12 protein-coding genes are annotated in these 14,251 nt (G+C 46.5%); 8 read left to right on the top strand and 4 right to left on the bottom strand.

Features of this window, described 5'->3' with window-relative positions; all coding sequences use genetic code 11:
• The first annotated feature begins 4 nt into the window (after positions 1–4).
• From BUB19_RS13490 to BUB19_RS13465, 6 genes are all read left to right on the top strand, one after another.
• Positions 5–730, top strand: coding sequence for a tetratricopeptide repeat protein (locus BUB19_RS13490; RefSeq protein ID WP_073095139.1), 726 nt, complete (start codon positions 5–7; stop codon positions 728–730).
• Positions 731–1,107: 377 nt separating this feature from the next.
• Positions 1,108–2,355 (top strand): dihydroorotase, encoded by a 1,248-nt coding sequence (locus tag BUB19_RS13485; RefSeq protein WP_073095083.1) that lies wholly within the window; start codon positions 1,108–1,110, stop codon positions 2,353–2,355.
• Positions 2,348–2,863 carry a DUF4199 domain-containing protein gene (locus tag BUB19_RS13480; RefSeq protein WP_073095082.1) on the top strand — a complete coding sequence of 172 codons (516 nt, stop codon included), beginning with the start codon at positions 2,348–2,350 and terminating at the stop codon, positions 2,861–2,863. Before BUB19_RS13485 ends, BUB19_RS13480 begins: the two co-directional genes overlap by 8 nt.
• A 3-nt stretch (positions 2,864–2,866) precedes the next feature.
• Positions 2,867–3,424 carry a DUF4199 domain-containing protein gene (locus BUB19_RS13475; protein WP_073095081.1) on the top strand — a complete coding sequence of 186 codons (558 nt, stop codon included), beginning with the start codon at positions 2,867–2,869 and terminating at the stop codon, positions 3,422–3,424.
• Positions 3,424–4,386: a glycosyltransferase family 2 protein gene (locus BUB19_RS13470; protein WP_073095080.1), complete on the top strand. Its 963-nt coding sequence runs from the start codon at positions 3,424–3,426 to the stop codon at positions 4,384–4,386. The genes BUB19_RS13475 and BUB19_RS13470 overlap by 1 nt, the downstream gene beginning before the upstream one ends.
• Positions 4,386–5,354 (top strand): glycosyltransferase family 2 protein, encoded by a 969-nt coding sequence (locus BUB19_RS13465; protein ID WP_073095079.1) that lies wholly within the window; start codon positions 4,386–4,388, stop codon positions 5,352–5,354. The genes BUB19_RS13470 and BUB19_RS13465 overlap by 1 nt, the downstream gene beginning before the upstream one ends.
• Before the next feature lie 548 nt (positions 5,355–5,902).
• Here BUB19_RS13465 and BUB19_RS13460 read toward each other — a convergent pair.
• Both BUB19_RS13460 and proB read right to left on the bottom strand, forming a co-directional pair.
• Positions 5,903–7,153, bottom strand: coding sequence for a glutamate-5-semialdehyde dehydrogenase (locus tag BUB19_RS13460; RefSeq protein WP_073095078.1), 1,251 nt, complete (start codon positions 7,151–7,153; stop codon positions 5,903–5,905).
• 26 nt (positions 7,154–7,179) lie between these two features.
• Entirely contained in the window at positions 7,180–8,265 is a 1,086-nt protein-coding gene (gene proB / locus BUB19_RS13455) for a glutamate 5-kinase (protein WP_073095077.1), read from the bottom strand.
• A gap of 161 nt (positions 8,266–8,426) precedes the next feature.
• On the opposite strand from proB, the gene BUB19_RS13450 reads away from it, so the two are divergent.
• Positions 8,427–9,785 carry an alanine/glycine:cation symporter family protein gene (locus BUB19_RS13450; protein ID WP_073095076.1) on the top strand — a complete coding sequence of 453 codons (1,359 nt, stop codon included), beginning with the start codon at positions 8,427–8,429 and terminating at the stop codon, positions 9,783–9,785.
• A complete protein-coding gene (locus BUB19_RS13445) occupies positions 9,782–10,888 on the top strand; it encodes a glycerate kinase family protein (RefSeq protein ID WP_073095075.1) in 1,107 nt (368 codons plus the stop codon). The genes BUB19_RS13450 and BUB19_RS13445 overlap by 4 nt, the downstream gene beginning before the upstream one ends.
• A 294-nt stretch (positions 10,889–11,182) precedes the next feature.
• Here the strand turns inward: BUB19_RS13445 and BUB19_RS13440 are convergent, their stop codons facing one another.
• Positions 11,183–11,896 carry a LytR/AlgR family response regulator transcription factor gene (locus BUB19_RS13440; RefSeq protein ID WP_073095074.1) on the bottom strand — a complete coding sequence of 238 codons (714 nt, stop codon included), beginning with the start codon at positions 11,894–11,896 and terminating at the stop codon, positions 11,183–11,185.
• Positions 11,893–13,854 carry a sensor histidine kinase gene (locus BUB19_RS13435; RefSeq protein WP_073095073.1) on the bottom strand — a complete coding sequence of 654 codons (1,962 nt, stop codon included), beginning with the start codon at positions 13,852–13,854 and terminating at the stop codon, positions 11,893–11,895. Before BUB19_RS13435 ends, BUB19_RS13440 begins: the two co-directional genes overlap by 4 nt.
• Between the last annotated feature and the right edge of the window lie 397 nt (positions 13,855–14,251).

Genomic DNA, 14,251 nt, shown 5'->3' with positions numbered 1-14,251 from the left:
GATCATGATGAAATACGCTGTATTGATTGTATTGCTGGGGCTGCTGATACAGCCTGTGGCCGTGGCCCAGGATAGCACCAATGCACAGACGGAGGTACCTGCTACTGTGCAAGCGGATAGCAATAAGGCCAGGAACAACTCGGATAACCGGATTTATGCCCTGGCTATGAGATACAATGATGCATCTGTTGCCAAGATGAAGTTATACGAACTCATGGAACGCAACCCCAATAATCTTTCCTATCCCGAAACCCTCGCTTCCTTGTATTTTGAAATGGAGCAATATGGGTCTTCTGCCCTGGTAGCACTCGACCTGCTCGAAAAGAATGACAAAAGCCTGATTGGTCTGGAAGTAGCTGCATTTTCTCTGGAGCAACTGGGTGCTTTGGAGCGGGCCCTACCCCATTTCGAATCCCTGCACCTGCTGTCAGGTGATCTTTTCAGCCTCTACAAGACCAGCTACCTGCAGTATAGTTTAAAAAAATATGAAGAGGCCCTGAATTCTGTCAATATGCTGATACGGGACAAGAAGGCTGCCGAACAGAACCTGAATTTCCCCAAAGAGGACAATACCATGCAGCAGGTAAGTATGCTCGCTGCCGCTCAAAACCTTAAAGGATTGATTTACAAAGATCAGGGAAGCGCCACTGAAGCGAGGACGGCCTTTGAAGAAGCCCTTTCCCTAAGTCCTGATTTTGAACTGGCAAAGGAAAATCTGGCAGATCTTTAAAAAAAGATGGCAAACCGCATGAATTAATTCACAAGGATACAAATAGATCAGCACGGGTTTTTTGAGTGAATGGCTGGGAGACAATGATGAGCTGGCCAGGTGTTCCGGCGCCCGAATGAGTCAGTTACAGGCTTGATCCTTAATAAAATCTTTGCTAGGGCTGACAGCCACCAAGCCCGTTTTAGGCAAAGGAAGAGATCAATTCCGCGAAACCAGAACTTCGACCTTTAACTGTTTTAGGGATAAATCCTACAACCAGGCAGCCGGTCGTATTCCGGTAATGACAGAAACGAGCAGAAGCAGGCCTATAGTTCTTCCCTGCAATTTATTTCCATTTTAGGGAATAAAAGTGCAGTTTTGCAAAAATAAGATTCCAAATGCGCGTACGCTTCCAGTCACTAAGAATTATCACGGATGAAGAAATCCTCCCTCCGGATGATTACCTGTTTGATGGCAAAACTCTCCAAAAAGCCGATACCAATGAGCCCGGACCCTCCGAAACCCTGCTAGACTGTAGTGGTTTACTGGGGTCGAAGGGCTGGACTGATTTGAGATGTTTTTCGGGGGAGCCTGGTTTGGAATACCGGGAAACGCTCGATAGCCTGGCACAGGCGCTCATGCAGGGAGGCATGACAGAGGCTGTACTGCTCCCCAATACCCAGCCGCCATTGCAATCTAAAAATGAGGTGGCTTATATTCAAAACCACTCGGCTCAGCTTTTTCCCACATTCCATGTTCAGGCTGCTGTGACCAGGGACCTGGAAGGAGAGGGGCTCACCGAAATGCTGGACCTGAACCACTATGGCATCCGGGTCTTCGGAGAGGGGTTGTTGCCACTTTCTCATTCAGACCGGCTAATGAAGGCCTTGCAGTATTTGCAGCGGGTCGATGGCGTACTTTTTGACCAAAGTCATGATCCCCTGCTGGCGCTATTTGGTCAAATGCATGAAGGAATCGTATCTACCCGCCTGGGTCTTAGGGGAATTCCTGACCTGGCTGAGGAGGTGGCGGTGCAGAAAAACCTCGAAATACTCCGGTATACCGGGGGCAGACTTCACTTTCAGACCGTCAGCACCCCGGGTGCGCTGCAGCACATCCGAAAGGCCAAAGCAGAGGGGCTTGCCGTGACTGCCGATGTTTCCATTTACCAGCTCCTGTTTACAGATGAAGATCTTTTTGATTTTGACACTTGTCTGAAAGTAATGCCACCTTTCCGCGAAAAAAGACACCGGCAATCCTTACTGGAGGGCCTTCGGGATGGTACCATTGATGCATTGGTTTCCAACCATGTGCCCCATGACAATGATGCCAAAAATATGGAGTTTGATCTGTCGCCTTTCGGGATGTCCGGATTGCCCACCTTTGTTCCGGCCCTGGTGCAGCTCGAGGCAGAATTGGGGTATCCCTTACTGATCAGCAAACTCTGCACGGGTCCGCAAAAGGTATTGGGGAATGAATCCTCCGCCTGGGAAACGCTTACTGTTTTTGATCCGGAAGCAAGGTGGACGCTGGACCACCAAACCAATGCCTCATTGGCGGAAAATTCTCCCTATTGGGGGAAAGCGCTAAAAGGGCGCGTGAAATACCTGATCAATCGTGGCAGAGTGGAGGGCATCCATGAATAGATACCTCCGCGCAGCCTGGCCATTTGGCCTTTCCGGTGCAGGCCTCTGTCTGTTGGGTTTTCTGACCATGTATATACTCGATGTGGAGCCCCTCAGCATGAACCTGATACTCGGCTACCTGTTCATTCCCGTTTTTGTTTTTTTTGGAATAAAAGGCTTCCGCGATGGGTATAACGGTGGCACACTATATTTTAGCCAGGGGATGACAGTAGGTTTTGTTGTCTACACGCTGATGGCTGTCCTTTCTGCCCTGTATGTTTATTTATTCCTGCACCTGGATCCCACTGCATTTGAAGCATTCAAACAGGTAAATCTCAACTTGATGGAAGACAATCGGCAGATCCTGGAGGAGCAACTCAATGAAACCGCTTATTCCCAGACCTTTGACAGTCTCCGGGCCATGAACAGGTTAGATGTGGCTGTGAACGATTTCCTTAGAAAAATCTTTCCCGGATTGTTTTTTACCATAATAATTTCCATAATTTTAAAGAGAACTGTTAAATCATAACTTATGGAACCACAAACACTCAAAAGCAATACTCCAGCCAGGGCAGCCCTGAATGCGGGGGTAATTATCGGCTTGCTCATGCTGGTATTCAATTTTATCGTTTATTTTATAGACTACAGCTATTTGGTAGCTGCCTGGTACGGCATTGTCGTTTTGGTGCTTTTTTTCGGGCTTGTCATTTATTTTGGTATCCAATACCGCAAGGAAATAGGCGGCTACATGGATTTTGGCGCAGCATTTCAGTTTTCCTTTGTGACACTGATCGTTTCCGGCCTGATCTCCACTATAGGGAATATGATCCTTTATTTTGTGATCGATCCCGGCCTGCCGGAAATGCTTGTGGAAACACAGTTGGAAAATATGGTGGCCATGCTGGATAATTTCGGTGCCGGTGACAGCATTTCGGGAGACCAGATTGATGAAATGAGAAATGAAATGGCCAATAGCTTTACCGTAGCCGGTCAGCTCAAGGCATTCGGCGTATCAATCATCATCTATGCCATTCTGGCTCTGATCCTGGGTGCCATCCTAAAGAAGAAAGATAAAACCAAGGATTTTTAATGACCCAGCTTTCCATCGTCATACCCGTTTACAATGAAGAAGAATCCCTGGCCGAATTACAGGCCTGGATCAGTCAGGTAATGGAGCCATCCGGCCTGTCCTACGAGCTGGTTTATGTCGATGATGGATCCTCGGACGGCTCATGGAGTATCATTCAGGACCTCTCCCGGAAGGGGATATGTGTAAAAGCGGTCCGTTTTTTTCGGAACTATGGAAAATCCGCCGCCCTGGATACCGGCTTTGCGCGGACCAGCGGCGAGGTGGTGATTACCATGGATGCCGACCTGCAGGACAGCCCGGAAGAAATTCCCGAACTGTACCGGATGATCAAAGAGGACGGTTTTGATCTGGTCAGCGGCTGGAAGCGCAAACGTTATGACCCCCTGTCCAAGACCCTGCCTTCTCGTTTTTTCAACCGGGTCACCCGGCTGTTATCCGGTATCAAGCTCCACGATTTTAACTGTGGTCTGAAAGCTTATGACCAAAAAGTGGTCAAAAATATCCATATCTACGGGGAAATGCACCGCTACATTCCTCTGATAGCCAAATGGAATGGTTTTAGCCGTATAGGAGAAAAGGAAGTCGCCCATCGCCCCCGTAAATACGGAAGTACCAAATTTGGGCTGGAGCGCTTTGTTCATGGTTTTCTGGATCTGATATCGGTTTCCTTTGTCAATCGCTATCGCAAAAATCCCATGCACTTTTTTGGATTGCTGGGAACACTTTCTTTCGTTTCAGGCCTGTTCATTACTGTCTGGCTGATTTTCGAAAAAATCCGGGGCCTGCGTCTCGGCCTTCACGTAAGGGAAATCACCAGTCAACCGCTTTTTTTTCTGGCGCTGGTGGCTTTGATTGTGGGAGTTCAATTATTTTTAACCGGCTTTCTGGCCGAAATGATGACTTCTTCCACCGCACAGAAAAGCGACTACAATATCGAAGAGGAAATTAACGCAGGATCTTGATGCGCTTTTCTGTCATCATCCCGGTTTACAACCGCCCGGAAGAACTGCAGCTGTTGCTGGAAAGTCTGTGTAAGCAGACCTACGAGGACTTTGAAGTGGTGCTGGTGGATGATGGCTCCGAGCAAAAAGCAAGTAAGCAGGCAGAAACATTCAAAGAAAAAATAAACCTGCAATACCATTATCAGAACAATACCGGACAGGGGTTTGCCCGCAACAAGGGGATGCAACTTGCCAGGGGCGATTACTTCGTGTTTTTCGACTCCGACTGCGTCATTCCTGCCCATTACCTGCAGGTACTGGACCTGGCCATTCAAAACCGCCACCTACAGGCCCATGGTGGGCCGGACGACGCGAACCATACGTTTAATGACTGGCAGAAGGCCATGAATTTCAGCATGACCTCTCTGTTGACTACAGGTGGTATCCGGGGTAAGATGAAGGATCCCTCCAAATACCAGGCCCGGGGTTACAACATGGGTTTTTCACGGGAAGTGTATGACCGGTTGGGAGGTTTTGTGCATCCCAATATGGCGGAAGATATTGAAATCAGTTTGCGCATAAAAAAGGCCGGTTACCGACTGGAACTGGTACCAGATGCTTTTGTGTATCACCAACGTAAAAATGACTATTGGTCATTCCTGCGCCAGAGTTTTCAGTTTGGCCGTAACCGGCTGTTTATCCGCCGCTTTCACCCTGATGCCGTTAAGCTCGTACATCTCCTTCCGGCATTCTTTTTATTGGGGTTGCTGGCAATGCCCCTGCTGGCTCTGATTTGGCCCGGCGGAGCACGATTACTGCTGCTGTCCTATGTTTTCTGGACACTCGCTTTGTTTTTTACCGCTTTGGGAAGCCTGAAAACAGCTTTTCTGGCAATATTGACCTCATACGGGCAATTGCTGTCCTATGGTTTGGGTATGCTGGCGGAACTTATCTTTCCCAGCTCCTGGAAAAATACCGGAGAGGAATAGCCTGCAAATCAGGCAAGCTGCAAAAACGGCAGGCCCTTTAACTTTTACGACCAAAAAAGCAGGTCTATTGACCTGCTTTTAAAACTAAACCAACAATTTGTAAAGCCCGTTTTTTGGATCTTTACAAAATTCTTCAAACCTATTCAATGATGCTAATGGCTCCTTCCATGGCGCTGTGTACCGTTAGAGGCATCAATATCCGTTTCGATTACCTGCGCATTTCCATTGATGTGATGATTCATGAGTTAAATAATCTTTGCTTCGGTATCAAAACCAAATCATACCGGAATAGTTATAGCATTTAAATCATTAGTAATATATTGGTTACGAATCACCAATAATGAGTAATGGAGGGCACTAAAAAAAAATAAATTCTTTGGACCAGAATTTTTCCAATAGGTAAATTTCAAAAAACAAAAAGACAAGATTTTGTTGGCAGCTCCTTTTCCGTAACCATGCCACGAAGGCGCTATTGATGAAAATGGTTTTACCTCATAAAGCTTAATAGAGTGTTGGCAAGAAAATTAAATGCAAAGAAGGGTTCAGTATCAGGGCCTGATTTGGCCCTGACCTCTGATTTGCCATTTGTAGGAGCACATTTCCTCCAGCGCCATGGGCCCGCGGGCATGAAGTTTCTGGGTGCTTATGCCAATCTCCGCTCCCAGGCCAAATTGCGCTCCATCTGTAAAGGCGGTTGAGGCATTGGCGTAAACGGCTGCCGCATCCACGGACTGAAGGAAAAGATCAATGCGCTTTTCGTCAGTAGCCAGGATGGCCTCGCTATGTTTGCTGCTGTATTTGGAAATGTGTGATAATGCCTCTTCCATTCCCGCCACTGTTTTTACAGACATGGTAAGTGAAAGGAATTCCGTGCCGAAGTGTCCCTCATCTGCAATATGCAACAAAGCACCGGGATAATTTCCTTTCAGGGCCTCATGGGCTTTTTGGTCGGCAAAGATTTTGACTTCCTTTTCAGCAAGTGGAGCACAAATGGTTTTCAGGTCGCTCAGGCGATTCTCGTGAATCAGGAGGCAATCCAAAGCGTTGCAAACACTTACCCTGCGGGTTTTAGCATTGCATATGATTTGGGTCCCTTTTTCCAGATCTGCCGAGCTGTCGAAGTAGGTATGAACGATGCCTGCGCCGGTTTCAATCACAGGTACTTTGGCGTTCTCCCTGACAAAGTCGATCAGCCCCTGGCTTCCCCTAGGAATAATCACGTCCACGAATCCGACTGCTTCCAGCAGGCCTTTTGTGGCCTCACGACCTGCCGGAAGCAGGTGGACCATATTGGGGTCTACTTTATTTTTAGTCAAAACTTTATGGATGATCTCCACGATCTGCGCGTTGGATGCATAGGCGTCTGATCCGCCCTTCAGAATCAGGGCATTGCCGGTTTTGAGGCAAAGGCTAAACACATCGAAGGTGACATTAGGCCGGGATTCGTAAATGATGCCGATAACACCGATGGGTACCCTGACTTTCTTCAATTCCAGACCATTGGGAAGACGCTTTTCTGCCAGAACCGTTCCGAGTGGGGAGTCCAGCTTGGCTACATTGATGATGTCTTCTGCGATATTTTCGAGGCGTTCCTCCGTTAACTTTAACCGGTCAAATTTTGGATCAGAGGGATCCATCCGGTCCAGGTCCTCCTGGTTGGCATCGAGAATTTCCGGAGTATATTTGATGGCAGCCATAGCCAGGTCATCAAGAACTTTGTTGATCTTTGCTTCAGGTAGCAAAGGCAGTTTTCTGCTGGCCTCCCGGACCAGTTGAAAGATATCTTCCAGGTTTTTCATGAGTAGGATTTGACCTTCTGTCGGATTTAATTCAATTCTGAAATGTAAAGGTAATCATAATGCACCAATGGTCTTTGTCCCCCTACACCAATTTTGTCTCTGGCGGTAGCCGCACCGTATTCGGCTTTGCCGAGACCTATCCTCTTGCCGTTAACATCCAAAATCCGGACAATGTCACCTTTCAGGAATTCTCCTTTAATGGAATGGATGCCTATCGGCAGCAGGCTGGTGATTTTTTCGGAGAGCAGTGCCTTTTTTGCCCCTTCGTTGATGATGATTTCCCCCTTGGAATAATTGTCGCTGTGCGCAATCCATTTTTTTTGATTGTGCTTTGATTTTCCCGGCTCAAAGTAGGTACAGCGCAATGTTTTATCGTAATAGGCGATCAACACATTGTCTTTTTTACCATTGGCGATCAATACCTCAATACCCAGATCGGCAGATTTTTTGGCCATGGTCATTTTGGTCAGCATGCCTCCCCTTCCAAATGAAGACTTGTGGGTGGAAATGTATTGACTGAGATCAGGCATTTTCTGGCCGACATGATCGATCAATTCGGACGAAGGATCAGAGGGCTGACCTTTGAAAATGCCATCCACATTGGTGAGTAAAATCAAGGTGTCGGCATCTACCATGGCTGCGACCAGCCCTGCCAGTTCGTCGTTGTCGGTAAACATCAATTCGGTAACGGCCACGGCATCATTTTCATTGATGACCGGTACAATATTGTTTTTGAGCAGCCCTTCCAGACAGTTCTTCATGTTAAGGTAGTGGGTCCTGTCCCTGAAGTCTTCCCGGGTGACCATCAACTGGGCAATGGGATGGCCCAGATCAGAAAACAATTCCTTATAGGCCCGTATCAGATCGATCTGTCCGATTGCCGCCCATACCTGTTTTCTGGATATGGCATCCGTTTTGGGAGAGAGCGCCAGAGATTTTCTGCCAAAAGCTACCGCACCTGAGCTTACCAGGATTACCCTGATGCCATTTTCAAGCAGAAACACCATCTGCTCCACCAAAGTGCGCATTCGCATCAGGTCGGGACTACCATCGGCCAGGGTCAGTACATTTGAACCGATTTTGATGACCAGGGTACGTGGAGCGTGGGGCATAAGTACTGAATTAGGGGTTTTTCTGCAAAAATAGTAAGCATTGTGCAAATAGACTATTATATATACCCCATTTATCAGAATGGGTGGAGGGTATTTACAGATTTAATCCTTACTTTGTGGCGGAGACCGATTGAAGTATTTTCAATATAAAAAATAATATTTTGGGAGAGCTAATCATTGAATTCAGCAATTGGATTTGGGGAACGCCTTTACTGGTCCTGTTGATGGGTGGAGGTTTTTTTATGTTGCTTTACTCTGGTTTTATCCCTTTCAGAGGATTAAGGCATTCCATGAAGGTGGTCGGTGGAAAATATGATGATCCCAATGCTTCCGGAGATATCAGCTCGCTGCAGGCACTTTCATCAGCCATAGCCGCCACAGTGGGCCTTGGAAATATCAGTGGAGTGGCTCTTGCTATCGGTACCGGTGGACCCGGCGCTATTTTCTGGATGTGGGTATCTGCTTTTGTGGGTATGGCCACCAAATTCTTTACCTGTACGCTGGCCATCATGTACCGTGGAAAGGATTCTTCCGGGCACGTTCAGGGAGGACCCATGTATGTGATAGAGGAGGGTATGGGTAAGCAATGGCGTTTTCTAGCTGTTATTTTTTGTGTAGCCGGAATCATGGGGCTTTTGGCCATTTTTCAGGCCAACCAGCTTACTGAAGTGTTGCGGGTAGTGCTGCTACGGCCATTTGACCTGGATTGGGGACAAACGTCCAAATGGATAATAGGCGTTACCGTAATGCTTCTGGTAGCCCTGGTAATTCTTGGAGGCATAAAACGTATCGCCAGGGTGGCATCTTTCCTGGTACCATTTATGGTAGCGCTGTATTTTATTTCTGTCTTTATCATCCTGTTCAAAAACCTCGGAGCAGTACCAGATATGTTTCTGGTCATCATAGAAGATGCTTTTACCGGTAAAGCCGTGTTGGGCGGTGCAGTAGGGCAGGTGATCATCATAGGAGCCAGACGGGCGGCCTTTTCCAATGAGGCAGGTATTGGCACTGCGCCTATGGTACATGGGGCGTCCAAAACCAGTGAGCCGGTCAGGGAAGGTCTGATAGCCATGCTGGGGCCATTCATTGATACCATCGTAGTCTGTACCCTCACGGCCCTCGTAATCATGGTAACAGGCGTATGGAAATCAGGTGAACGGGATGGAGTGCTCCTCACCCTTTCCGCATTCGAGCAGGGGCTGCCTGGGATTGGCAAGTACCTGCTGATGGCAGCCGTATTGGTATTTGCGCTATCCACCATGTTTACCTATTCCTATTATGGCCATAAATGTTTCAATTACCTTTTTGGTGCAGACAAGGCGCATTTCTACAATTATTTTTATCTGATTACGATAGTTGCGGGGGCGGTGACCTCCCTGAGTGTGGTCATGAGTTTTGTAGATGGCATGTATGCAGTCATGGCTTTTCCTACCATGATATCGGCCATCTACCTGTCGCCGAAGGTAGTAGCTGCTACCAGGGATTATTTTGAAAGAATGAAAATCATGGATAAGGAATGAAATGGCTGGTAGCACCCAATGCGTTCAAGGGAACCTTATCAGCGGAAGAGGCCGCTGATATTATCGAAGCAGCTATCCTTGAGAACAGGCCCGGTGACCAGGTGGACAAATGCCCCATTGCCGATGGAGGCGATGGCACCTGTTTGTTGTTGAGTCGCCAGCTTGGTCTGGAGATCGTATCTGCCACAGCTTGCGGACCGCTGGGAAGACCTGTATCGGGTTTTTTCGGCTACCATGCCCCTACCCATACTGCCTTTCTGGATGTTTCGACTGTGTCGGGCATCAAGTGGCTGGCGACACAGGAAAAAGAGCCCTGGACGGCGGGAACCTATGGTACAGGAGAGTTGATTCAAAAAGCAATAGACCGTGGTGCGAAAGAAATCATTCTGGGACTGGGCGGAAGTGCCAGCATCGATATGGGCACCGGTATCTTGCAGGCTTTAGGCGTAAAATTTCTGGACAAAAACGGCCGGAAATTGCCACAATTCAGTCCTGGATTTCTGGAAAGGGTGTGCCACATTCAAATAGGGAAAAAGCTACCCGAGATAGCATTTACCTGTCTGTGTGATGTCAGTAACCCCTTCTTTGGCCCTTCGGGTGCCATCCCCGTGTTTGGTCCTCAAAAGGGGCTGGATACCGCTGAGCATCAAAAATTTTCAGATGCTGCCGGAAATCTGTTTGCCCTGTTGAAAAAAAAATCTAAATGGACGCTGGAAGACCAGCCCTGCTTTGGTGCAGCGGGAGGCATCGCACTGGGCCTGAGTGCTTTTTTTCCGACCAAAATGGTGCAGGGAGCCAGGTATTTTTTTGAAAAGACCGGATTAAAACAACGCATGCTCGATGGGGATATGGTAATAACGGGAGAAGGCAAGTTTGATTTTCAATCGGCGCAGGGCAAAGGTAGTTTTGAACTGATGCAATTGGCCAGAAGCGTTGGAAAACCCATTTGGTTGATTTCTGCGGGTAAGGAGGGAGCCCAGGCCGGGTTTGACAAGCTACTGCAATTGGCAGGTTTGGATTTTCGTCTACCGGATCCCGTGGAAAAGGCCCGCCAGAATTTACGGCTTGCTGTGTCGAAAGGGGTAAAAGAGATGCAGGCCTGAAAAAAGCGCATCAGTAGATCTGAATTGACAAGCGCAGTAACAGGGATTTTCAAAACCTGATTTGAAAGGGTTTTCTGACAATCAATTGGAGGCTATCTGGTCAAAGCGCTTTTAGTTGTACCGCCGTCTTTCCGGGATTTTGAAACTGCGGGAGAGCTGTAAATCATGAGATCCTGGTTCATCAGGGGACTGCAATGCTACACCTCCGGGAAAAGGTATTTGTAGCCGGTGTAAAGTCGGATTTTTCAAAATAAGATAAACTGAATACAGCATACAAGGGTATGGGAGCAGGAATTACAAGGCATTAATTTTCTTCAATAATGCCTGCTTGAAATGCTTGCTTACTGGAATGGTCCTTCTATTAACTTCCAGAAACCCGTCGCCAATGGCATCAATTTTTGGGATGCTGACCAAATAGGATCGGTGAATTCGGATAAAAAGATGCGCAGGAAGTTTTCCTGCCAGCGTTTTCAGGGGAGAGACTACCAGAAATGATTGTTCACCGGTATGTATTTTTGAATAATTTCGTTCAGCCTCAACGAAATGAATGTCATCATATAAAATTTTTACCAGTTTGTTTTGGTTTCGGATAAATATGCTGTCCGGATAAAAACCTGCCGAAGCTGAACGCTGTTGTTCGGCTTCCATCCTAGCGGTAGCCAATGCCAATGTTCGGAGCAATTCATTGAAGTTGAATGGTTTGGAGATGAAGGCAAAGGGCTGGGTTTCTCGGGCCTTTTCAAAATGCGCCTGGTCATCGTTTCCGGTAAGAAAAATGACAGTCGTGTCATTTTCCTCCTGGATCCTGCTTACCGTTTCAATTCCGTCCATTCCTCCGCCGAGACCAATATCTACCAACAAGAGTTGAGGCTGAAACTTTTCAAAATGCAGTATTGCATCCGGTCCGTTAGTCTTTATTCCGCTCACCTGGTAGCCGGTGTTATTGAGTTGTTGTGCCAGATGGGTAGCCAGCACCAAATCATCCTCAATGATCATTATTCGTATCATGCGTAAACCGTTTGCTTTGTGGCAGGGAAGGAAAATAGAAAGTATGCCCCCTCATGGATCGGATTCTCCATTTTTCCGTTTAGCTGGCTGTTCAGCAATTGGATCAATTGCGTACCGAATCCCGGTGGCAAATCCTGGGTTTTTTCCGCAAAACCGGTACCATTGTCTCTATAATGCAATTCCAGCCGTTGATTTTTCCTTAGAAGGTAAACTTCGATTTTTCCTGCCTGGGTCTTTTTAAAGGCATATTTCAGGGAATTGGTGATCAATTCGTTTACGATCAATCCGATCGGAATGGCAGTCACAATTTCCAGTTCTAAAGACTCCATTTCACATACCAGATCCACTTTTTTCTCAGCACCGAAACTACAAAGGATATCATCTCCCAATCTGGTGAAATAATCCTTCATTTCAATATAAGCGAGGTTTTTACCCTGGTATAGCTTTTGGTGAATGAGGCCCATACTCTGTACCCTGTTTTGGCTTTCGCGCATGATTTCCCGTATAAGCGGGTCTTTTACATGTGCAGATTGTAATGAGAGTAAGCTGCTGACAACCTGTAGGTTGTTTTTGATGCGGTGATGTGTCTCCCGCACTAAAAAACTTTTTTCCTTATTTTGTATTTCCAGCAACAGGTTTTTCTTTTTAATTACCCGGTATCCACGAAAAAGCAACAGCAGAAAAACGAAAAGGAGAACACTTCCCACCAACCAATAAGTTGCGGTCTTTTTCTGCTGGGCAAGATCCATGGCTTGCTGTTTGATGATATTTTCTTTTTGAGACAGCTCCAGGGCAGCTTTTAATTCCGCAGTTTTTTGTTCGGTTTCTGTATTGAAAACCTTTTGGTTCAGGAGATGATAGGTTTTAAAGAAGGCCAGTGCTTTTTCCATAGCACCAGACTCTTCGTATACTTCACTTAGGTTCTTATACACCTTACTCAGGAAAAAATAATCTGCAAAATCTTTTCCCGCTACATCAATGGAACGCTGGAGGTAATTTTCGGCCTCCCTGAAGTTTTCCAATGCCATGCAGGCTTCTCCCAAACCGAGAAGCGACCGCATTTGCATGAAGTCGTTTTTAAGCAAGACCGCATATTGCAGGGCTTTTTCTCCTGCACTTTTTGCAGCATGGAAATCTTCCCTTTCGATGTTTAGTGTCACCAGGGCAATATATGCGTCGCTCAGGTTATTGTAGAAACCGAACCTTTCGCCCATTTCAATGCTTTTTTGGAACTGGCTTTCTGCCTGGTCAAACTGTGAGAGGGCGAGGTAATTGTTGCCGACTACGTAATGCGTGAAGTCATAATCCAGATCGTCTATGCCACGTTTTCTGAACAGCTCCAGGGAATGAAGGCCATAGGCCAATCCGGTCTCATATTTTCCCTGCTTCCAAAACAAGTAGCTGATATCACTGTAGGCCATGGCCTGGGCCTTGATATCAGTGGTCTGAATACCCAGATCCAGGGTTTTTTTGGCCCAGTCGAGGGCCTGGAGAAGGTCTCCCTTTCTTTCGTAGACATATCCCATGTTTGTATAGAGTAGCCAAAGATCACTGGAGTCGACTTTGTTTTGTACAGTGCTAAGAAGCTCTTCTGCCAAATCCGGCTCGTTCATTCTTACCAGTATGGCACCTTTTATTAGTTGGAACTTTCCCTGCCATCGCAGGTCTTTTGCCCTGTCGGCTGATTTAAGTCCCCGATCGGCAAATTTAAGCGCGCTATGAAGGTCTCTGGTGTGGGTGTAATAGCTCAGGTCCCAGAGCATTTTCCAATTCAGGCTGTCAGGAAGTTGTTTATCAGAGAGAATGGTTTTCAGCTCTTCAAGGTATTCCGGCCCAAAATCCGGAGGATAAGTAAAAGCAGGACGGTAGGCAAATTGGCTTTGACCGTAGGTATATAATGAATTTCCGGTAAAAAAGTAAAATCCAATGAAACCGGCAATACAGATCAAAAATCTCATATAATAAATATAGCAAAAAATCAGATAAAAAGCGGTAGGTATGCGTAATGCGCAGCAGGATAATCCTGGAGGTGAATTTATCAGGGAAATAAATCTATACCGTTCGGACAGATATACGAGTCATTGGGACCAGCATTCTTGCTTGTGGTGGGGAATATCGCTTCCTTTAGGCATGAAATAATCCTACAAAACAATAGAGATTAAGGTTTTTAACAAGATAAAAGCAGCCTCTTCTGGAGGCTGTTTTTATTTTGAGCAGGTCTGTATGTAAACGGCTTTTTTTGAACTTCATGTATCATTTTTGATATCATAAAATTCATAATTTTTTTCTTTGAATATCCTCAGCAGGTAAATAATTATTTTAAAAGTACCAAATGTGTATTTATTCCTCTATATT

It is taken from the genome of Cyclobacterium lianum, from assembly GCF_900143075.1.
Taxonomy (GTDB): Bacteria; Bacteroidota; Bacteroidia; order Cytophagales; family Cyclobacteriaceae; genus Cyclobacterium; species Cyclobacterium lianum.
Note: the sequence above shows the minus strand (reverse complement) of the source record. Positions and strands in the feature narration are given on the sequence as shown.